General features: G+C 60.3%; 21 protein-coding genes. 12 read left to right on the top strand and 9 right to left on the bottom strand.

What is annotated here, in order from left to right:
* Positions 1 to 46: 46 nt before the first annotated feature.
* A complete protein-coding gene (nadB, locus tag DBR30_RS09270; RefSeq protein ID WP_005335413.1) occupies positions 47 to 1,654 on the bottom strand; it encodes an L-aspartate oxidase in 1,608 nt (535 codons plus the stop codon).
* A 182-nt stretch (positions 1,655 to 1,836) separates the two neighbouring features.
* On the opposite strand from nadB, the gene rpoE reads away from it, so the two are divergent.
* The 10 genes from rpoE (at position 1,837) to pdxJ (ending at position 10,538) form a co-directional block, all read left to right on the top strand.
* Positions 1,837 to 2,418 carry an RNA polymerase sigma factor RpoE gene (gene rpoE / locus DBR30_RS09265; protein WP_005335411.1) on the top strand — a complete coding sequence of 194 codons (582 nt, stop codon included), beginning with the start codon at positions 1,837 to 1,839 and terminating at the stop codon, positions 2,416 to 2,418.
* Positions 2,419 to 2,440: 22 nt separating this feature from the next.
* A complete protein-coding gene (locus DBR30_RS09260; protein WP_040068036.1) occupies positions 2,441 to 3,043 on the top strand; it encodes an RseA family anti-sigma factor in 603 nt (200 codons plus the stop codon).
* 21 nt (positions 3,044 to 3,064) lie between these two features.
* Complete coding sequence (locus tag DBR30_RS09255) at positions 3,065 to 4,045, top strand: MucB/RseB C-terminal domain-containing protein (RefSeq protein ID WP_005335407.1); 981 nt, start codon at positions 3,065 to 3,067, stop codon at positions 4,043 to 4,045.
* A 93-nt stretch (positions 4,046 to 4,138) separates the two neighbouring features.
* The gene (locus tag DBR30_RS09250; RefSeq protein ID WP_108542427.1) at positions 4,139 to 4,600 is read left to right on the top strand and encodes a SoxR reducing system RseC family protein; all 462 of its coding nucleotides are present in this window, start codon (positions 4,139 to 4,141) and stop codon (positions 4,598 to 4,600) included.
* A 116-nt stretch (positions 4,601 to 4,716) separates the two neighbouring features.
* Positions 4,717 to 6,510, top strand: a complete 1,794-nt coding sequence (lepA, locus tag DBR30_RS09245; RefSeq protein ID WP_005335396.1) for a translation elongation factor 4 — start codon at positions 4,717 to 4,719, stop codon at positions 6,508 to 6,510.
* A 3-nt stretch (positions 6,511 to 6,513) separates the two neighbouring features.
* Positions 6,514 to 7,437, top strand: coding sequence for a signal peptidase I (gene lepB, locus DBR30_RS09240; RefSeq protein WP_005335395.1), 924 nt, complete (start codon positions 6,514 to 6,516; stop codon positions 7,435 to 7,437).
* Positions 7,438 to 8,109 carry a ribonuclease III gene (gene rnc / locus DBR30_RS09235; protein ID WP_005335394.1) on the top strand — a complete coding sequence of 224 codons (672 nt, stop codon included), beginning with the start codon at positions 7,438 to 7,440 and terminating at the stop codon, positions 8,107 to 8,109.
* The gene (gene era / locus DBR30_RS09230; RefSeq protein WP_005335393.1) at positions 8,106 to 9,005 is read left to right on the top strand and encodes a GTPase Era; all 900 of its coding nucleotides are present in this window, start codon (positions 8,106 to 8,108) and stop codon (positions 9,003 to 9,005) included. The genes rnc and era overlap by 4 nt, the downstream gene beginning before the upstream one ends.
* Complete coding sequence (gene recO / locus DBR30_RS09225; RefSeq protein ID WP_005335391.1) at positions 9,006 to 9,716, top strand: DNA repair protein RecO; 711 nt, start codon at positions 9,006 to 9,008, stop codon at positions 9,714 to 9,716.
* A gap of 84 nt (positions 9,717 to 9,800) precedes the next feature.
* Positions 9,801 to 10,538 carry a pyridoxine 5'-phosphate synthase gene (gene pdxJ, locus DBR30_RS09220; RefSeq protein ID WP_005335389.1) on the top strand — a complete coding sequence of 246 codons (738 nt, stop codon included), beginning with the start codon at positions 9,801 to 9,803 and terminating at the stop codon, positions 10,536 to 10,538.
* Positions 10,539 to 10,658: 120 nt separating this feature from the next.
* Here the strand turns inward: pdxJ and DBR30_RS09215 are convergent, their stop codons facing one another.
* The 8 genes from DBR30_RS09215 to kbaZ are packed head-to-tail and all read right to left on the bottom strand — an operon-like array spanning position 10,659 to position 17,817.
* The gene (locus DBR30_RS09215) at positions 10,659 to 11,513 is read right to left on the bottom strand and encodes a tagatose bisphosphate family class II aldolase (RefSeq protein WP_108542426.1); all 855 of its coding nucleotides are present in this window, start codon (positions 11,511 to 11,513) and stop codon (positions 10,659 to 10,661) included.
* A complete protein-coding gene (gene nagA / locus DBR30_RS09210; RefSeq protein ID WP_108542425.1) occupies positions 11,504 to 12,703 on the bottom strand; it encodes an N-acetylglucosamine-6-phosphate deacetylase in 1,200 nt (399 codons plus the stop codon). Before nagA ends, DBR30_RS09215 begins: the two co-directional genes overlap by 10 nt.
* Positions 12,703 to 13,143 (bottom strand): PTS galactosamine/N-acetylgalactosamine transporter subunit IIA, encoded by a 441-nt coding sequence (gene agaF, locus DBR30_RS09205; RefSeq protein ID WP_108542424.1) that lies wholly within the window; start codon positions 13,141 to 13,143, stop codon positions 12,703 to 12,705. Before agaF ends, nagA begins: the two co-directional genes overlap by 1 nt.
* A gap of 48 nt (positions 13,144 to 13,191) precedes the next feature.
* Complete coding sequence (gene agaE, locus DBR30_RS09200) at positions 13,192 to 14,070, bottom strand: PTS N-acetylgalactosamine transporter subunit IID (protein WP_005354370.1); 879 nt, start codon at positions 14,068 to 14,070, stop codon at positions 13,192 to 13,194.
* On the bottom strand, positions 14,060 to 14,833 hold the full coding sequence (gene agaW, locus DBR30_RS09195) for a PTS N-acetylgalactosamine transporter subunit IIC (RefSeq protein ID WP_108542423.1): 774 nt from the start codon (positions 14,831 to 14,833) through the stop codon (positions 14,060 to 14,062). The genes agaE and agaW overlap by 11 nt, the downstream gene beginning before the upstream one ends.
* Before the next feature lie 15 nt (positions 14,834 to 14,848).
* On the bottom strand, positions 14,849 to 15,322 hold the full coding sequence (gene agaV / locus DBR30_RS09190; protein ID WP_005335358.1) for a PTS N-acetylgalactosamine transporter subunit IIB: 474 nt from the start codon (positions 15,320 to 15,322) through the stop codon (positions 14,849 to 14,851).
* Positions 15,322 to 16,491 (bottom strand): SIS domain-containing protein, encoded by a 1,170-nt coding sequence (locus DBR30_RS09185; protein ID WP_108542422.1) that lies wholly within the window; start codon positions 16,489 to 16,491, stop codon positions 15,322 to 15,324. Before DBR30_RS09185 ends, agaV begins: the two co-directional genes overlap by 1 nt.
* Positions 16,492 to 16,503: 12 nt before the next feature.
* Complete coding sequence (kbaZ, locus tag DBR30_RS09180; protein WP_108542421.1) at positions 16,504 to 17,817, bottom strand: tagatose-bisphosphate aldolase subunit KbaZ; 1,314 nt, start codon at positions 17,815 to 17,817, stop codon at positions 16,504 to 16,506.
* A gap of 274 nt (positions 17,818 to 18,091) precedes the next feature.
* Here kbaZ and DBR30_RS09175 point away from each other — a divergent pair, with 274 nt between their 5' ends.
* A complete protein-coding gene (locus DBR30_RS09175) occupies positions 18,092 to 18,952 on the top strand; it encodes a DeoR family transcriptional regulator (RefSeq protein ID WP_108542420.1) in 861 nt (286 codons plus the stop codon).
* A gap of 47 nt (positions 18,953 to 18,999) precedes the next feature.
* A partial coding sequence (locus tag DBR30_RS09170) for a 3'(2'),5'-bisphosphate nucleotidase CysQ family protein (RefSeq protein WP_108588315.1) occupies positions 19,000 to 19,557 on the top strand: 558 nt, incomplete at its 3' end.

The following is a 19,557-nucleotide window of genomic DNA, read 5'->3' as shown; positions in this document are numbered from 1 at the left end:
GCCGGGGCGGGGTCACTGATTGCTGCAACGCTTGGCGGGAAGGGGATTAATCCCGCTCCGGGGTCAGTACGGTTGGCTTGGAGTCCGGCAGCATATCCGGATGATCCAGGTTGTAGTGCAGGCCGCGGGACTCCTTGCGCTGCAGGGCGCAGTTGACGATAAGCTCGGCCACCTGCAGCAGGTTGCGCAGCTCCAGCAGGTTGTTGGAGACGCGGAAGTTGGCGTAGTACTCCTGCACCTCCTGCTTGAGCAGGTCGATGCGGCGCTTGGCGCGGGCCAGGCGTTTGTTGGTACGCACTATCCCCACGTAGTCCCACATCATCAGCCTCAGCTCATGCCAGTTGTGCTGGATCACCACCAGTTCGTCGGAATCTTCCACTTTGCTCTCGTCCCATACCGGCAGGCGCGGCGGCTCCACGCTCATCGGCAGCTTGGCCAGAATATCGGCCCCTGCCTGATGGGCATAGACCACGCATTCCAGCAAGGAGTTGGAGGCCATGCGGTTGGCGCCGTGCAGACCGGTGTAGGTCACTTCGCCGATGGCATAGAGGCCGGGGATATCGGTCTGGCCGTTGTTGTCGATCATCACGCCGCCACAGGTGTAGTGGGCGGCCGGCACGATGGGCATCGGCTCCTTGGTGATGTCGATGCCAACCGCGAGGCAACGCTCATAAATGGTCGGGAAGTGCTTGATGATGAAATCGGCCGGTTTGTGGCTGATATCCAGATACATGCAGTCCGCCCCGAGCCGCTTCATCTCGTGGTCGATGGCGCGGGCGACGATGTCGCGCGGCGCCAGCTCGGCCCGCTCGTCAAACTCCGGCATAAAGCGGCTGCCGTCCGGGCGGCGCAGATAGGCCCCCTCGCCACGCAGCGCTTCGGTCAGCAGGAAGTTGGGGTCGTCCGGGTGGAACAGGCTGGTGGGGTGGAACTGGTTGAACTCCAGGTTCGCCACCCGGCAGCCGGCCCTCCATGCCATGGCGATGCCATCGCCAGAGCTCACATCCGGGTTGGAGGTGTACTGGTAGACCTTGGAGGCCCCACCGGTGGCCAGCGCCACGAAACGGGCACGGATCACCTCGACCTGCTCGGCGTTACGGTTCCAGACGTAGGCGCCCAGTACCTTGTTGCCCGGCAGGTTGAGCTTGCGGGTGGTGATGAGGTCGACCGCGTTGAAGCGCTCCATCAGCTGGATATTGGGGTGAGCGCGCACCTGATCGATCAGGGTCAGCTGCACCGCCTTGCCGGTGGCATCCGCCGCGTGGAAGATGCGGCGATGGCTGTGGCCTCCTTCGCGGGTGAGGTGGTATTGGGACTCGCCGTCGGCGTTCTCCTCCTGATCGAAGGGGACCCCTTGCTGAATGAGCCACTGGATGGACTCGCGGGCGTGGCGAGCGGTGAACTCCACCACTGCCGGGTCACACAACCCGGCGCCCGCGTTGAGCGTGTCGCTCACGTGGGATTCGATGCTGTCGGTTTCGTCGAAAACGGCAGCGATGCCTCCTTGCGCATAGAAAGTGGCCCCTTCACTGATGGGCCCCTTGCTCAGAACCAGGACTTTGGCGTGGTCTGCCAATCGCAACGCGAGGGACAAACCAGCGGCACCGCTGCCAATGATCAGTACATCGCAAAGGTATTCAACACTTGCTTTCATAAGTATCATTGGCCTGGATTAAGAACTGGCACCATGGTAGCCCAAGCGAGGGCGAGGATGCAGCCTGCATCACATTTTTTTCAATTGAAGCGAACTTTCTCTGATTCTCCCTGTCTGAACTTGTGCGCTTAGGAAGGGCCGGAAAAGAAAAACGATAACCTGATGGGGGTTTTACGGCTCTGATGAGCGACCAGAATCTACTGGACGAACAGCTGGTTGAACGGGTCCAGCGCGGCGATAAAGCAGCTTTCAACCTGTTGGTAAAAAAATACCAGCATAAGGTGGTCAACCTGGTTGCCAGGTATGTCAACAATCCCGGTGATGTGCCCGATGTGGCGCAAGAGGCCTTTATAAAAGCCTACCGTGCATTGCCGACATTCCGTGGCGAAAGTGCTTTTTACACCTGGTTGTACCGAATTGCCGTGAACACGGCGAAGAATTATCTCACCTCCCAGGGGCGCAGGCCGCCCAGCAGTGATGTGGAGGCTGACGAAGCGGAGTCTTATGGTGGTGGTGAAGCCTTGCAAGAGGTTTCAACCCCCGAAAACCTGGCGCTGACTGACGAGATCAAACGCACCGTGTTTTCAGCCATAGAGGCATTGCCGGAAGACCTGAGGACAGCTATCACCCTTCGCGAACTGGAAGGGCTGAGCTACGAAGAGATTGCCGAAATCATGGATTGCCCTGTGGGTACGGTCAGATCCCGTATCTTCCGGGCGAGGGAAGCAATCGATAAAAAGCTGCAACCTCTGATCGAGAATTAACTGGGGAAAGACGGGTTAACTTATGGCAAATAAAGAGCAAATCTCTGCCCTGATGGATGGTGACCTGAGTGACGCAGAGGTACTGAACGAGCTGGAGATGGACTCCGACTTGCAAGATACCTGGGGTCGTTACCACCTGATCGGCGATGCCATGCGGGGTGACCTGCCGGTCAATCTGCAACTGGATCTCAGTGACAGCATCATGGCTGCGCTGGAGGATGAGCCCACCATACTGGCACCCAAGCCGGTCGAGACGGCTCCCGTGCTGCAACCTGTCGTTGCGCCGGTCAAGACAGATGCCAATGTGGTTCCGTTGTTCCGCCGTGTCGGTCAGCAACTGGGTCAATATGCCATTGCGGCATCTGTGGCCGCTGCCGTTATCTTCGGGGTGCAGCAGTATCAGGGACAGGATGGCGTTCCGGCCAATCCGGTGCTCAATACCATTCCAATCGGTGGCAGTGCGGCGCCGGTGAGTGTTCACTATCCGCAACAGGATGGCGCCCGTGCCCGTCAGCAAGGGCTGACCGAACAGCAGATGCAGGAGCAGCGGGAGCGGATTAACGCCTTCTTGCGTGACCACCAGTTGCAGCAGCGCCTGTTGCAAGACAGACAGATCCAACAATAACGAATTGTCAGGGATACAAACGTGCGCCAGTCCAGCCGTATTTTGCTGGCCTCTCTCCTGCTGATTAGTGCCAAGGCCTCGGCCGACGATAAGTCGGCCGAGGCCTTGTTGCAGCAGATGCAGAGTGCCGTGCAGCAACAGAATTTCGAGTTGTCCATGGTCAAGGCCCGTCAGGGGCGTCTTGAACCGATCCGGATCAGCCATGCCGTGATCAACGGCAAGGAAGTGGCCCACCTCAGTTACCTCGACGGCAAGGCGATCGAGTATCTCCAGCGCCAGAACGAATACACCTTCTTTGAAAACAGCCACGATCCCTACACCCTGAAGGATGCCCGCTTCCCCGGCATCTGGTCGACCCTGGTGAAGATGCCGCTGGCGCAGGTGCTGGAGAGCTATGATCCAGTGCTGGCAGGTCGCAGCCGGGTCGCCGGTGTGGTGGCACAGGTGGTGAGGCTGGTGCCTAAAGAGGCCGACAAATATGGTTTCGTGCTCTGGATTGACGAGCAGAGCCACTTGCTGCTGCGGATCGACATGGTCGAGCGGGAAGGCAATCTGGTGGAGCAGGTACTTGGTGTCGAACTGGATCTGCAGAGCAAACCTGCCCCCTGGCTGGTGAAGCTGGCCAACAGCAAGCAGCCTCCGGCGCTGGCGCTGGAGGATGCCTATCCGGCGCCGCAACAGCAGTTGAACTGGCAGATCACCTGGCTGCCCGATGGCTTCAAGGTGCTGTCGCAAGACCGGCACCAGCTGGTGACCACCAGTATGCCGGTGGATTATATGATGCTCTCCGACGGGCTGGTGGATCTCTCGGTCTACGTCTCCCGGGTCGATCCCAAGCAGGCGGTGCGCCAGCAGCTGATCCGCCAGGGGGCGACCTCGCTGGTGAGCTATGTCAACGAGGTGGGGGTCGAGATCACCGTGGTCGGCGAGGTGCCTGCCGAAACCGCCAAGCGCATCGCCGAATCGGTCCAGCCGCTGGCCCGCAACGAAGCGGTGCAGTAACGGGGGATGCGGGGTTGTTCCCCGCTTGCCGAGCGTGGCGAGTCGTGGTCAGATCCCCTGATTGTGTGAACCCGAGGTGTTGCCGTGAATGAGATGAGTGAAGAGCTGGCGACTGTGGTGGCCATTGAGGGTGACCATGCCTGGGTGGAATGTGAGCGTCGCTCCGCCTGCAGTGGTTGTCAGCAGCAATCCAACTGCGGTACCGGCACCGTGGCCGAGGCGTTTCCCCTGAAAGCTCCCCGCTTGCGAGTCAGGCTGACCGCCGAGGTGCGGGTTGGCCAGCAAGTGAGGCTCGGTATCCCGCAAGAGAGTCTGCTGCGCGGGGCGGCGCTGGTCTATGTGCTGCCGCTTTTTTGTCTGTTGGCCGGCGCCTTGCTGGGGCAGCTCTGGCTGGCACCGCTGCTCTCGGGCGGGGAGGGAATTACCATTCTCTGCTGCCTGCTGGGGGGCGTGCTGGGCTTTTTACTGGTTCGTTACTTTTCCAACCGCCTGGATCAGGGGCGCTACGGCCCGCAGATGCTCGGCGTCGTGGTCCCTGTCCGCATCCTCCCCTGACCGAACAGGCGCTATTTCACTGGCGCTGGCGACTAAAGAATGGCCGTCAGCCGGGTTATCCAGTAAAATCGCGCCTCCATAACTGACCTTAACTAATTTTGAGTGACTCTTGCTCGATGAAACACATTCGTAACTTTTCGATTATTGCGCACATCGACCACGGTAAATCGACCCTGTCGGACCGTCTGATCCAGACTTGCGGTGGCTTGTCCGACCGCGAGATGCAGGCTCAGGTGCTTGACTCCATGGATCTGGAGCGCGAGCGCGGCATTACCATCAAAGCACAGAGTGTGACCCTGAACTACCAGGCACAAGACGGTAACACCTACCAGCTGAACTTTATCGACACCCCGGGCCACGTGGATTTCTCCTACGAGGTCTCCCGCTCTTTGGCGGCCTGTGAAGGGGCGCTGCTGGTGGTGGATGCCGGCCAGGGGGTTGAGGCACAGACTCTGGCCAACTGCTACACCGCCATGGAAATGGATCTGGAAGTGGTGCCGGTGCTGAACAAGATTGACCTGCCGGCCGCAGAACCCGAGCGGGTTGCCGAGGAGATCGAAGACATCGTCGGTATCGACGCGGTCGATGCGGTGCGCTGCTCCGCCAAGACCGGCCTGGGTGTTGATCTGGTGCTGGAAGAGATCGTCGCCAAGATCCCGGCGCCGGAAGGTGACCCGGATGCCCCGCTGCAGGCGCTGATCATCGACTCCTGGTTCGACTCCTATCTGGGCGTTGTCTCTTTGGTGCGGATCAAGAATGGTTCCCTGAAGAAGAACGACAAGATCAAGGTGATGAGCACCGGTCAGGTGTGGGGTGTCGATCGTATCGGTATCTTCACGCCCAAGCAGGTGGATACCCAGGGGCTGGGCTGTGGCGAGGTAGGTTGGGTTGTCTGCGGCATCAAGGACATCCACGGCGCGCCGGTGGGCGATACCCTGACTCAGGCCAAGAACGGTGCCGACAAGGCGCTGGCTGGCTTCAAGAAGGTGAAGCCGCAGGTTTATGCAGGTCTGTTCCCCATCTCCAGCGATGACTACGAGTCGTTCCGTGACGCCCTCGACAAGCTCTCCCTGAACGATGCCTCCCTGTTCTTCGAACCGGAGAGCTCCACGGCGCTGGGCTTCGGCTTCCGTTGCGGCTTCCTCGGCATGCTGCACATGGAGATCATTCAGGAGCGTCTGGAGCGTGAATACGATCTGGATCTGATCACCACGGCGCCGACCGTAGTGTACGAGATCGAGCTGACCGACGGTTCCACCATCCACATCGACAGCCCGGCCCAGATGCCTGCCATCACCAGCATCAAGGAGATGCGCGAGCCGATCGCCGAGTGTCATATCCTGCTGCCGCAGGAGTACATGGGCAACGTGATCACCCTCTGTATCGAGAAGCGTGGCGTGCAGACCAACATGGTCTACCACGGCAAGCAGGTGGCACTGACCTATGAAATCCCGATGGCGGAAGTGGTGCTCGACTTCTTCGACCGTCTGAAATCCACCAGTCGTGGTTACGCCTCGCTGGACTATGGCTTCAAGCGTTTCGAAACCTCCGACATGGTCCGTCTGGATATCATGATCAACGGTGAGCGCGTCGATGCCTTGGCTATCATCACCCACAAGGACAACGCCCAGTATCGCGGTCGTCAGGTGGTGGAGAAGATGCGCGAGCTGATCCCGCGCCAGATGTTTGATATCGCCATTCAGGCGGCCATCGGCAACCAGATCATCGCTCGCAGCACCGTCAAGGCTCTGCGTAAAGACGTAACCGCCAAGTGCTACGGTGGTGACGTGAGTCGTAAGAAGAAACTGCTGAACAAGCAGAAAGAAGGTAAGAAGCGGATGAAGTCTCTCGGCCGTGTCGACGTGCCGCAGGAAGCCTTCCTCGCGATTCTCCACGTCGGAAAGGATTAATAGATGGCAAGCACGTTTTCCCTGATCCTGGTGGTGGTCTGCGCGATCACCGGTGTTATCTGGTGTCTGGACAAGATGATTTGGTCCAAGCAGCGCGCCGCCAAGATTGCCGTGGCTCGTGCCCATGGCGGTGCCCACCTGGATGAGAAGACCCTGGCCAAGGTCGCCCCCGTGCCGGTCTGGATTGAGCAGACCGCCGGGGTCTTCCCGGTCATCACCTTTGTGCTGATCCTGCGTTCGTTCATTTTTGAACCGTTCCAGATCCCGTCAGGTTCCATGATGCCCACCCTGCTGGTGGGCGACTTTATCCTGGTGGAAAAATTTGCCTATGGTCTGCGGGATCCGGTGACCAACACCAAGTTCCTCGAGACCGGCGAGCCCAAACGCGGCGACGTGGTGGTGTTCAAGTATCCCCTTGAACCGCGCGTTGACTACATCAAGCGGGTCGTCGGCATGCCGGGTGATAGGGTCATCTATCGCAACAAGGAGCTGATGATCCGGCCCAAGTGCGAAGAGCAGGAAGGGAAAACGTGCCCGGGCTTCAAGAAGCTCGACGTCAAGTTTGAACAAAGAGGCGAATTTACCCAGATGGGGATCCCCCTTGACCGCTATACCGAGCAGTTGGGTGATGTCTCCCACGAGACCCTGCGCAATCCGCTGATGCCCGACATGGTTGGCCGTTACTATCGCCAGCCCGGCACCTACCCCGACGAATGGGTCGTACCGGAAGGCCAGTATTTCGTGATGGGCGACAACCGCGACAACAGCACCGACAGCCGATTCTGGGGCTTTGTGCCCGAGCAGAATCTGGTCGGCAAGGCGGTCGCTATCTGGATAAGTTTTGAATTCGAGCGCGAAGAAGGCTCCCTGCTGCCAAGTTGGGTACCGACAGGTGTGCGCTTCAACCGCATTGGCGGAATCAAGTAAATGAATATCAAGATGAACAGACTGCAGTCCCGTCTCGGGCATGTCTTTGCGGATCTGGAACTGCTGACCCGGGCGCTGACTCACCGCAGCGCCGGTTCCCGTCACAATGAACGACTGGAATTTCTGGGTGACTCGATTTTGAGTCTGGTGATTGCCGACGATCTGTTCCACCGCTTCCCGCAAGCGGCGGAAGGTGATCTCAGCCGGATGCGCGCCACCCTGGTGCGCGAGAAGACCCTGGCCGAACTGGGCCGGGAGTTTGACCTCGGGGATCACCTGATCCTCGGTCCCGGCGAACTCAAGAGCGGCGGTTTTCGCCGCGAATCCATTCTGGCCGACACGGTCGAGGCGGTGATCGGTGCCGTCTATCTGGATACCAATCTTGAGACGGTGCGGACACTGCTGCTGAGCTGGTATGCCAGCCGCCTGGAAGAGATCAAGCCGGGCATCGAGCAGAAAGATCCCAAGACCCGTCTGCAAGAAATTTTGCAGGGAAGCCGCAAATCCCTGCCGACCTACACTGTGACCAACGTCAAGGGCGAGGCCCACAACCAGGAGTTCACTGTCCAGTGTGACGTGGAAGGTCTGGATGGTCCCCTCGTCGGGGTCGGCACCAGTCGTCGCAAGGCCGAACAGGCCGCGGCGCAGCAAGCATTGGAAAAACTGTCATGACAGATACCACCTACTGCGGCTTTGTTGCCATCGTGGGCCGCCCGAATGTGGGCAAGTCCACCCTGCTCAACAAGCTGCTTGGCCAGAAGGTCAGCATCACCTCGAAGAAGCCCCAGACCACCCGTCACCGGATTTTGGGGATCGATACCGAGGATAACTACCAGACCATCTATGTCGACACCCCGGGTCTGCACATTGAAGAGAAACGGGCTATCAACCGTCTGATGAACCGTGCCGCCACCAGTTCGCTGGGTGATGTGGCCATGGTGGTGTTCATGGTCGACGGTACCCACTGGACCAAAGACGACGAGATGGTGCTGGGCAAGCTGCGCAATCTCAAGTGCCCGGTGGTGCTGGCGGTCAACAAGATCGACAACGTCAAAGAGAAAGAAGATCTGCTGCCCCACCTCGAGTGGCTGGGCCAACAGATGAACTTCGCCCATATTCTGCCCATCAGTGCCGAAAAGGGCACCAACGTGGAGAAGATCCGCGAGTGGGCCAAGGATCTGCTGCCGGAAAACGTCCATTTCTTCCCGGAAGATTACGTGACCGACCGCTCCTCCCGCTTTATGGCCTCCGAAATCATCCGCGAGAAGCTGATGCGCTTTACCGGTGAGGAGCTGCCCTACTCGGTGACGGTGGAGATCGAGCGCTTCAAGGTGGAAGAGAACGGCCTCTACCACATCCACGGCCTCATTCTGGTCGAGCGCGATGGCCAGAAGAAGATGGTTATAGGCAACAAGGGCGAGAAGATCAAAACCATCGGCACCGAGGCGCGCCTCGACATGGAACGTCTGTTCCAGAACAAGGTGCACCTCGAGCTGTGGGTCAAGGTCAAGTCGGGCTGGGCTGATGATGAGCGCGCCCTGCGCAGCCTCGGGTATGGCGACGACTGATTGCTGACCCCGGCTTTCGTCATCCACAGTCGGCCCTATCGGGAGACCAGCCAGCTGGTCGAGGTCTTCACCCAGGATAGTGGCCGATTTACTCTGGTGGCTCGCGGTTCTCGCGGGCCACGCTCCCCTCTCAAGGGGCTGCTGCAACCCTTTACCCTGCTCACCATCGCCTGGCGCGGCAAGGGCGATCTCAAGAACCTCACCCAGGTCGAATGCCCGGATCACTCCCTGCGTCTCGGCGGCGATCGCCTCTTCTACGGCCTCTATCTCAACGAGCTGGTCTACTACCTGCTGGAAGCGCACACCCCGTTCCCCGAAGTGTTCGATGCCTATGCCCGTGCCATCATGGCGCTGGCCGACGGCGAGACGCCGGAGCTGCCGCTGCGCCGCTTCGAGTTCCTGCTGTTGCAGGCGCTCGGCTATGCGGTGGATTTCGAATACACGGCGGATGACGAGTCGCCCATCGAGCCGACCCTGCTCTATGGCTTCGAGCGTGAATTGGGCTTTGTTGCTTGCGAGCGGGCGCCGGATCCCCGTACCCTGTTTCTCGGTGCCCACCTGCTCGCCTTTGCCGAGGGACGTTTCGATACCCCTCCCTTGCTGCAGGCGGCCAAACGTTTCAGCCGACTGGCACTGCAACCCTATCTGGGCAAGCGCCAGCTAAAGAGCCGGGAGCTGTTTTTAAAACGCAAAGCCAGTATGCAAGGCTGACACAGATTACAGACATACGGATATTGGCGCGGTGTGATTCGCTGACCGCGCAGTCAACAGATGAAGAGTTTCAAGGAGTTCTCAATGAGTGAAATCTATCTGGGTGTGAACATCGACCATATCGCCACCCTGCGCAACGCCCGTGGCACCCAGTATCCTGATCCGGTACAGGCCGCCTTCGTGGCCGAGCAGGCCGGGGCCGATGGCATTACCGTGCATCTGCGTGAAGATCGCCGCCACATCACCGACCGCGATGTGGAGATCCTGCGCCAGACTATCCAGACCAGAATGAACCTGGAGATGGCAGTGACCGAAGAGATGATCGGCATCGCCTGCCGCATCAAGCCCCACTTCGTCTGTCTGGTGCCGGAGAAGCGCACCGAAGTGACCACCGAGGGCGGTCTGGACGTGGCCGGTCAGCTGGACAAGGTGACTGACGCTGTTGCCCGCCTCTCCGCTGTGGGGGCCCAGGTATCCCTCTTTATCGATGCCGATCCCATCCAGATCGATGCGGCCGCCGAGAGTGGCGCCCCCTTTATCGAGATCCACACTGGCCGTTATGCCGATGCCACCACAGATGCCGAGCGCAACGCCGAGTTCAAGCGTATCGCCGCCGGTGCCTCCTATGCCGCTGGCAAGGGGCTCAAGGTCAATGCCGGCCACGGTCTGCACTACCACAACGTCAAGGCCATCGCCGCCATCCCCGAGCTCTATGAGCTCAACATCGGCCACGCCATCATCGGCCGCGCCGCCTTCGATGGTCTGGCCAAGGCCGTGAGCGATATGCGCCTGCTGATGCAGGAAGCCCGTCAGGGGATCTGAGTTGCAAAATAGGCCCGCGGCCTGAGACTGGCCGCTAGAAATAACAAGGGACGCCACGGCGTCCTTTGTTGTTTCTCGCTGAACCAAGTCAATCACGGCATGGCGATTCAACTCTCGTGATCACAGCTTTCCATCGCTCATACACATACGGATTTTCGCCTCGACTACTTCCTCCATGGCGGCCATGGCGGGCACCAGATACTGGCGCGGGTCGCTGGCATCCGGATGAGAGCCAAGGAAGGCTTTCATCGCATCGGTGAAGGCTATCTTCAGTTCGGTCGCAACGTTAACCTTGCAGATCCCGAGTTCGATGCAGCTGCGCACATCGGCTTCCGGCACACCGGAGGCACCGTGCAGCACCAGCGGAATATCCACCTGTTCGCGAATAGCGGCGAGGCGGGCGAAGTCCAGACGGGGCTCCTCCTTGTAGAGGCCGTGGGCGGTGCCGATGGCCACCGCCAGCGAGTCGATACCGGTACGGCGGACAAACTCGGCTGCTTTCAACGGGTCGGTAAATTTGGCATTTGCGGCATCGACAATAAGGTCATCTTCCTGACCGCCCAGCTGGCCCAGTTCGGCTTCGACACTGGCGCCCATGCGGTGACAGTAGGTAACTACGCTACGCACCTTTTCGATGTTCTCTTCAAACGGAAAGTGCGAGGCATCGATCATGGCCGAGCGAATACCCGCTTCGACCTTGTTATGGATGTCCTGCTCGTCTTCGTGGTGATCCAGATGCAGCACTAGCGGAATGCGGTACTCATGGGCAGCTGCCTGACAGATGGAGACCAGATACTCGACCCCGGCATGGCGATAGGTACCCGGGGTGCCAGCCAAAATCACCGGAGAGCGCATGCGAGCGGCGGTGCGAGCCACCACCTGCACGGTTTCCAGGTTGTGGATGTTGAAAGCAGGTACGGCGTAGCCGCGGCGCTGGGCATCTTTGAGCATTTCATGGGAAGAGATCAGATACATAGTGACTCCTGAGCGTCCTGATTGACGCGAGATCCTGAGAAAAGGGAGGAGAGCTGAGTCGGGTTTATCTCCCGGCCAGCCACCCAGATGTGTTGTTGATTGAGTTCAGTGGTGAGGGCGAGCAGGTTGGCCTTTTTGCCAACCGCTAGTGAACCGAGGCGATCGGCAATGCCGAGCATCTTTGCTGGTGCCAGCGAGGCCATTGTGATGGCTTCATCGAGCGGCACCTCCGCCAGCTGCACCATGTTGCGTACGGCGCCAAGCAGGGTGAGGGTGCTGCCCGCCAGGCCACCGGCCTCGGTGCGAACCACACCCTCTTTCATTTCGACCCGATAGTTGCCGAGCAGATAGTGACCGTCTGGCATACCTGCGGCGCGCATCGCATCGGTGACCAGCAGTAGGCGTTGGCCAGCACAGCAGTGACAGAGCTTGAGCACGCTCGGGTGGACGTGATGGCCATCGGCGATCAGCTCCAGCCAGGCTGCAGGATGGACAAGGCCCGCACCGACCATGCCGGGTTCGCGGTGGTGCAGGCCGCGCATGCCGTTGAAGCAGTGCACCAGCCCGGAGGCACCCGCCGCCAGTGCCGCCATGGTGGTGTCGTGATCCGCTGCCGAGTGGCCCAGCATCACACGCACACCGTTTGCGGCAAGATGGTGAATGGCAGTGATGGCGTTGGGCTTTTCCGGTGCCAGCGCGACCACCTTCAGGCTGCTGCGCGCCAGCTGTTGCAGATGGTTCAGTTCGGCAATATCCAGCTCACGAAACAGCGCCTGATCGTGGGCACCCTTGTTGTCCGGAGTGAAGTAGGGGCCTTCCAGATAGCAGCCGAGCAGCTCGGCGCCCGGCATGCCGCGGGCAACGCCATCGGCAATCCGGACAAGGGCTTGCTCTATCTCGGTGAGTGGGGCGGTGACCGTAGTGGCAAGAAAAGCGCCGACCCCTTCTGCCGCCTTGGCCATCGACAAGGTTGCCAGCGCGCCCTCATCGTTATCCATGACATCGACGCCCGCACCGCCGTGGACATGACCGTCGATCAGCGCAGGTACCAGCAGCTCGACATCTCGCGCCGGATCGCCATCCGTGATGGGGTCGATGGCGGTGATGATGCCCCCTTCATGGGTCAGCTCCTGATGTTCCAGCCAACCCTGTTCGGTCAGCAGGCGACGGGCACGGATCCGTGAGGCCATCAGATGCCCTCCTCGACGAGAGCGGTATCAGCCTGATGCTCTTTGCTCATCTCATCCGCCAGCGAGGTGAGACCCCGGTGGCCGCAATCAAGGGCCTGCCGGCGGAATTCACGGGCGCTGAGTCCATCGCGCTCCAGCGCCATCTCCAGCAGCAGTTGCAGGTTGGTACCGGTAATAACCTCCCGCTCTGGCTGGTGCAGTGAGAGGGTTGAGGCGACCCGAAACGGGGTGCCGCCGAGCAGGTCGGTCAGGAAGACCACGTCATCCCCCTTGTCGACCTCTGCCAGCGCCGCTTCGCACTGTGCCTGTAGCAGGGCGGTGGTGGAGCTCTCGGGAAAGTCGATGGCGATAACCGCTTCCTGTTCGCCGAGGATCTGCAGCATGGCGCGCTCCAGACCGCTGGCGAAACCGCCATGACCACAAATAATGATGCCCAACATAGTCTGTTCCTTTACTGCAAAGGGGGCCGGCTTGCTGCCGGCTCCGGATTAGAGGAAACCGGCGAACTTGCCGACGATACCGAGTACCACCGTGATGACGATGAGGCGCAGCGGGCTCCAGCCTTTGCGGATCAGGGCGTACATCGCCAGGGTGTAGAGCAGCGGCAGGAAGGCGGGCATCAGCTTGTCGAGCACATCCGCCTGCAGTTTGACGACTGCATCACCGGCAGTGATCTCCAGCGTGGTGCCAAGACGCACATAGGTGGCGACCAGCGCGCCGATCACCGTCATACCGACGATGGAGGCGGCATGGCCCACCTTGCGGGTATTGGCCTTGATGACCGGAATGGCCGCTACCCCCATGCGGTAGGCGTAGTGCGCCAGACCAAAACGCAGGCCGAAGTGGACCACGTTGAACAGCAGGAAGAAGACCACGGCACCCATGATGGAGCCTTGCAGCGCCAGGTCTGCCCCGATGCCGCCACAGATGGGGAGCAGGGTGAGCCAGAACATGGCATCGCCAATCCCGCCGAGCGGTGCGCCTACGGCAATCTTGGTGCTCTGGATGCTGTTGACGTTCTGCTTGGAGCGCTCCATCGCCAGCACGATCCCCATCACGAAGGTGACCAGGAAGGGGTGGGTGTTGAAGAAACCCATGTGCCCTTTCATGGCCCGGGAGAGATCCCGCGGATTGGTGTGGATCTTCTGCAGTGCCGGCAGCAAACCATAGAGCCAGCCGGAGGCCTGCATCCGCTCATAGTTGAAGGAGGCCTGCAGCAGCAGGGAGCGCCAGGCAAAGCGGTTGATATCCTGCTTGGTCAGCTCGGCGCCAAGCTGCTGATCTTCATAGGTGTCGTCGGATTGTGGCCGGGTATTGTGCGGTTCGGCGCTGGAGATGATCCGCGCAGCTGTGTTGTTAGATGCCATCTTCGGTTTCCTCTTGAACAGGACGAGCTTGCGGGGTGGTGGTGCGCATGAAGTCGATCAGGGCCATAGCCAGCGCGGCGGCGGCGATGGCCAGTACCGGCAACTGGAGCCAGGCGGCAGCGACGAAACCGAGGATGAAGTAGGGGATATAGACGTTCTTCATCATGATCTTGAGCAGCACGGCAAAACCGATGGCGGGCATGATGCCGCCAGCAACGCCGAGGCCGTCGATGAGGCGTGCAGGCAGCACGTCGATGGCTGACTTGGCATGTTCGGCCCCGAAGTAGGTGGGCAGGAAGGCACAGAGGAAATAGAAGGTGCCCAGCGCCAGCAGCGCCAGGTAGTTGACCCGCTCGATACCGCGTACGTCAGCCGCTTCGGCCATGCGATCGCAGCGGGACATCACCCCCGACATCACCGAGAAGAGGAAAGTAATCCCCATCTGCACGGCAACGGCGAAGGGAACGGCAACCCCGACCGCCACATCCGGTTTGACTCCGGTGGTGATGGCGAAGGTGGCGCCGACTATGGTGCCGATAATGACGTTAGGCGGTTGCGCCCCCGCCAGCGGGGCCAGTCCCATCCAGACCAGCTCCAGGGTACCGCCCACCAGAATGCCGGTAGGCAGGTCGCCGAGGATGAGGCCAACCAGCGGCCCCAGCACCACGGGACGGTGGAAGTGGGTCAGACCGTTGAACAGGTCGAGTCCGGCGAAAAACGCCAGGATGCCAAGCAGCAGACCTTGTAACAAACTGATTTCCATAACAATTGTCCTTAATCAGAGCAAATTGAAAATGTCCTGTGCCGGTTCGGTCGGCACGCCCTGGACATAGCACTCGACACGGGCGTCCCGCAGGGCGCGAAATGCGGTGATGTCCTGTTCGTCCACGGATACGGTCTTGTGGATTTGACGCTTGCCGTCGGCGTAATGCATGTTGCCGACGTTGATCCGGGAGATGGGGACACCTCCCTGAACCAGGGTGTTGAAATCGGTCGGGTTTTTGCAGACCAGCAGGATCTTCTGGCGATCCGCCGCCTTGTGGATGTTGTCGATCACCTTCTGGAGCGGCCAGAACCGCACCGCAATACCTTCGGCCAGCACCATCTCCATCAGGTTCTGCTGGATGGGGTCCTCTGCCACTTCGTCGTTGGCGACCAGTACCAGATTGGCACCGGCAAAACCGACCCACTGGACACCGACCTGACCGTGGATCAGGCGCTCATCGATCCGGCTCAATACGATATTGGGCATCACAGCACTCCTTCTTGGTGGAACGGATAGATATTGACCCCCTGTACGACCCGGTTGACCTGACCGGTGGGGCAGGGATTGTCCGGGCTGATCCCCAGTCCCAGCGAGGTATGGAAGGCGTAGTACTGGGCATAGAGCAGGTAGCAGAAGGCGAGCTGGGCATCGTCGCCATGCAGGGTGTGGGGCAGGTAGATATGTTCCCCCTCCTCGATGGCAGGATGGTGCTGGTCGGCGATGGCGACCACCCGGGCGGCCTTGCCATCGCTTCGCAGCTCGCGCAGCAGATCCAGATCGTATTGTCGGGTGTAAGGGTCGTTGGAGATGAGCAGCACGATGAGCGTCTGTTCGTTGACGACCGATTTCGGGCCGTGGCGAAAGCCGGTGGGGGAGTCGAACATGGCGACCAGATGGCCGGCGGTCAGCTCCAGCAGCTTGAGTGCCGCCTCCTGCGCCACCCCTTGCAGACTGCCGCTGCCAAGATAGATGACCCGTTCGGGCAACTGCTCATTCCATGTCGGTACGCGCTGCACAACCTGCTCCAGAATGGCGTCGCTGGTGGTGACCAGTTGCTCGCAGCGCTGGCGGTTGAACCGCTCTGGCAGGAAGAGAGACAGGCAGCTCAGCATCATGCTGGTCAGGCTGCTGGTCATGGCGAAGCTGCGATCATTGGTCTGGGGTGGCATCAGCAGGGCCAGAGAGTGGGCATCTTGCTGGCAGCGGCGATAGAGCGCCCCTTCACCGTTGCAGGTCAGCACCAGATGGTGGCAGTGGCTGAGCAGCTGGCTGGCCAGTTCGACCGCCGCCACGCTCTCGGGGCTGTTGCCGGAGCGGGCAAAGGAGATAAGCAGGGTAGGGCAATCTTCGGCCAGATACTCGGCCGGATCGGTGACGATATCCGTGGTGGCGATCGCCTCGACCCGGGCATGCAGGTGGGCCGAGAGATAGGGGGCGAGCGCCCGACCGGCAAAGGCGGAGGTGCCAGCCCCGGTCAGGATGATGCGCAGCTCTTGCCGGGCCAGCAGTGGGGTCAGAAAACGGGTTAGTGCAGGACGGCACTCCTCGACCATGGCGAGGGTCTCGCGCCAGGTGGCGGGTTGCTGGCGAATTTCACGGGCAGTCGCCAGGCCATTGGCACTGCGCAACATCTCTTCTGGATAACCAAGGATCATGTCTGCAACTCCTTATACAACAGGGTCGAGCTGGGAATGGCGGCGAGAGGCCGCAGTGCAGGCGCTGGCGTAGTGCCGTAGCACCTCCTGCACCTGATCGAGAATGAGGTCGTGGGGATTGGCCGAGAGCGAGCCCTGACGTACCTTGCGATACTGCAAGGGCAGATGCTGGCTCAGCAGGGGGAGCGGGATGGGCTCCGCCGCCAGATTGGCCAGCAATCTGGCGTAGCACTCATCGACCCGGCTATCGGGCCAGTAGTAGCGAATGCGATCCGAATAGCTGTAACCACGGGCCAGCCGGCACTCGTTGGCACTGCCCTGATAGTGGCTGCGCCAGAAGTCGGGGCGCTCCAGCATGGTCTCTTCCATCACCTTGCGCAGACCTGAACAGGCCTTGGCCACCACCAGCTCCTCCTCGATGGCGGCAAGGGCAAACAGCGCTTCGCGTAGGGCGAAGGTGAGGGCAGGGCCGACCTTGAGAATGGCAAAGTGGTCGCGTACCAGCTGGCGGTAGGCCTCGGGAGTCTGGTAATCGGTGGAGTGGGCCTCGAACACCATGTGGGGATAGGCTTCGATCATCCGGCTAAGAGGGGCCGCTTTTTCGGGCCGGTAATCGATGACGCGGGTATGGTCAAACTCGACGCCGGGTTGCACCACCAGACCGATCACCCTCGGCCAGATATGGGCCAGCCCCGCCTTGTTGAAGGCCTCTTGATGGGCCTTGAGGGTATGGCGCGCCGCCTCCGGCGTGGTGACCGCCAGATCGGCCAGATCTTCATGGGCACCGCCCGGCACCGGCACCTCGGTGCCAATCACATAGACCAGATCGCTCTCGCCAAAAGTGGCCAGACAGGTTTGCTCGGCGATCTGCGCCAGCCGTGCGGCTCGCTCTGCGACCAGCTCATCGGTCAGGGGAACGGAATCGCCCTGACAGGACATGCTGCAGTCGAGGTGGATCTTCTTGAACCCGGCAACGACATAGCTGGCGATGAGATCTTCGGCATGGGCCATGGCCTGCTCGGCCGGTTTCCCCTGCCAGCGGTTGGGGCCCAGATGGTCGCCCCCCAGAATGAGGCGCTGTGCCGGAAAGTGACATTGTGCCGCCAGCTCGTAGAGGCGATCGCGAAAGTCGGCGGGGGTCATGCCGGTATAGCCGCCAAACTGATCCACCTGATTGGAGGTGGCCTCGACCAGCAGCAGCTCATCCCCTTCGGCGGCCAGCCGCAGCGCGGCCTCCAGCACCAACGGGTGAGCGGAGCAGACGGCGTAGATCCCGGTCTGTTCTCCCTGTTTATGTCTTTCGACCAGTGCCAGCATGGATTTCATTTTGATGTTCCTTGGTTGCTGCGTGTGGAAAGGTTCTTTCGATTTCTTTTCTTTACGGTAGTGGGGAGGGAAAGAAAACGAAACAAAAGAGTCGTCAGATCTTGAAATGGATCACAAAAAGAAAGATATCGAAATGTTCTGAATGATGGGTAAAGATGGAGAGAGTGGTGGTAAAGCGTAATGAAGGCTTGATTTGGCCCCTTCGCTGAGCGTTAATATGCAAACGTAACGAAGTGAAAGCGATCTTTCACTACAGCATTTCGGCAGAAGAACTATGCAAACAAGCGAAAAAGGTGCGCTCGGAACCAGCGAGCGGCGGGAGCGGATTATTCAGCAGCTGCGCAGCAATGGCAGCGTTCAGGTCAACGAGCTGGCGACTCACTATCAGGTCTCTACCGTGACCATCCGCAACGATCTGGCCTTTCTGGAGAAGCAGGGGGTGGCCGTGCGCGCCTACGGCGGCGCCCTACTGTGCGAGCCTGGCCAGACGGTGCCGGAGCGCACTATTGCCGACAAGAGTGTGCTCAATACCCCGGTGAAACAGCGGATAGGTGCGCTGGCGGCGACCCTGGTGCCCTCCGGTTGTCGCCTTATCCTCGATTCGGGGACGACAACACTGGAGGTGGCGCGTCATCTGAAGGGACATCAGGAGATCCTGGTGATGACCAACGGCATGAATGTGGCGAATGAACTGCTCGAAGCAGAGGGGGTGGAGCTGCTGATGACGGGCGGACATCTGCGCCGCAAGTCGCTCTCCTTCTACGGTGCGCAAGCGGAGCAGTCCCTGCAAAACTACCACTTTGACATGCTGTTTCTCGGGGTGGATGGCATCGATCTGGAGCGCGGCGTCAGCACCCATCATGAGGACGAGGCGCGCCTTAACCGCTGCATGTGTCAGGTGGCCGAGCGGATTGTGGTGGTCACCGACTCCACCAAGTTTGGCCGGCGCAGTCTGCACAAGATCATCGATACCCTGCGTATTCACACCCTGATCACCGACGATGCCGTGCCTGCCGATATCCTTTCCGGCCTGCGCAATGCCGGTATCGAAGTGCTGTTGGTACCAGCCGATGGCAGCAAGGGGCAGGAGAAGCAGGGGCAATATAATCCAGTACAATCAGCTATAAGCGGTTGATGACAAACGCGATAGACTGGGTTTCTTACTCACTGATCGAGCCTGTTATGTACCACCCCGATATCACCGAACTTGAACCTGTCACCCGCGCGGCGGGGGCGGCCATCATGGCCATCTACAGCCAGCCCTTCGCGGTGGAGTACAAGAGCGACGAGAGCCCGCTTACCGCTGCCGACAAGGGGGCGCATGAGGTGATCGTTCAGGGGTTGGCACGGCTGACTCCCGATATCCCTGTGCTGTCGGAGGAGTCTGGGCCTGAGGTGATGGCGGCGCGCCACGGCTGGTCCCGTTACTGGCTGGTGGATCCCCTCGATGGCACCAAGGAGTTTGTCTCCCGCAACGGCGAGTTCACCGTCAATATCGCGCTGATTGAAAAGGGGACGCCGCGCTGGGGATTGGTCTATGCCCCTGTGTTGGACAAGCTCTGGTATGGCGGCAAGGGCGCGGGCGCCTGGCGCATCGCCGATGGCAAGCGTGAGCCAATCCATACCCGGCCCCATCGTGAAGGAGAAGCGTGGCGGGTGGTAGGCAGTCGCAACCACCTGTCGCAGGAGACCCTCGATTTCTTGGCTCCCTTTGGTGAAATCGAGCTGGTTTCGATGGGC

Origin of the sequence: Aeromonas sp. HMWF017 (genome assembly GCF_003061465.1) — a bacterium.
In the GTDB taxonomy this organism is placed as follows: domain Bacteria; phylum Pseudomonadota; class Gammaproteobacteria; order Enterobacterales; family Aeromonadaceae; genus Aeromonas; species Aeromonas veronii.
The sequence above is the reverse complement of the archived record's forward strand: the minus strand, read 5'-3'. Positions and strand labels throughout refer to the sequence as shown.

Excerpts from the sequence above, each read along its gene's own strand:
- lepA (WP_005335396.1), top strand. The coding sequence starts at position 4,717 with ATGAAACACATTCGTAACTTTTCGATTATTGCGCACATCGACCACGGT.
- rnc (WP_005335394.1), top strand. The coding sequence starts at position 7,438 with ATGAATATCAAGATGAACAGACTGCAGTCCCGTCTCGGGCATGTCTTT.
- kbaZ (WP_108542421.1), bottom strand. The coding sequence starts at position 17,817 with ATGAAATCCATGCTGGCACTGGTCGAAAGACATAAACAGGGAGAACAG.
- nadB (WP_005335413.1), bottom strand. The coding sequence starts at position 1,654 with ATGAAAGCAAGTGTTGAATACCTTTGCGATGTACTGATCATTGGCAGC.
- DBR30_RS09175 (WP_108542420.1), top strand. The coding sequence starts at position 18,092 with ATGCAAACAAGCGAAAAAGGTGCGCTCGGAACCAGCGAGCGGCGGGAG.
- DBR30_RS09185 (WP_108542422.1), bottom strand. The coding sequence starts at position 16,491 with ATGATCCTTGGTTATCCAGAAGAGATGTTGCGCAGTGCCAATGGCCTG.
- pdxJ (WP_005335389.1), top strand. The coding sequence starts at position 9,801 with ATGAGTGAAATCTATCTGGGTGTGAACATCGACCATATCGCCACCCTG.
- nagA (WP_108542425.1), bottom strand. The coding sequence starts at position 12,703 with ATGGCCTCACGGATCCGTGCCCGTCGCCTGCTGACCGAACAGGGTTGG.
- rpoE (WP_005335411.1), top strand. The coding sequence starts at position 1,837 with ATGAGCGACCAGAATCTACTGGACGAACAGCTGGTTGAACGGGTCCAG.
- agaE (WP_005354370.1), bottom strand. The coding sequence starts at position 14,070 with ATGGCATCTAACAACACAGCTGCGCGGATCATCTCCAGCGCCGAACCG.
- agaV (WP_005335358.1), bottom strand. The coding sequence starts at position 15,322 with ATGCCCAATATCGTATTGAGCCGGATCGATGAGCGCCTGATCCACGGT.
- agaW (WP_108542423.1), bottom strand. The coding sequence starts at position 14,833 with ATGGAAATCAGTTTGTTACAAGGTCTGCTGCTTGGCATCCTGGCGTTT.
- lepB (WP_005335395.1), top strand. The coding sequence starts at position 6,514 with ATGGCAAGCACGTTTTCCCTGATCCTGGTGGTGGTCTGCGCGATCACC.
- DBR30_RS09215 (WP_108542426.1), bottom strand. The coding sequence starts at position 11,513 with ATGTATCTGATCTCTTCCCATGAAATGCTCAAAGATGCCCAGCGCCGC.
- DBR30_RS09260 (WP_040068036.1), top strand. The coding sequence starts at position 2,441 with ATGGCAAATAAAGAGCAAATCTCTGCCCTGATGGATGGTGACCTGAGT.
- DBR30_RS09250 (WP_108542427.1), top strand. The coding sequence starts at position 4,139 with ATGAGTGAAGAGCTGGCGACTGTGGTGGCCATTGAGGGTGACCATGCC.
- era (WP_005335393.1), top strand. The coding sequence starts at position 8,106 with ATGACAGATACCACCTACTGCGGCTTTGTTGCCATCGTGGGCCGCCCG.
- agaF (WP_108542424.1), bottom strand. The coding sequence starts at position 13,143 with ATGTTGGGCATCATTATTTGTGGTCATGGCGGTTTCGCCAGCGGTCTG.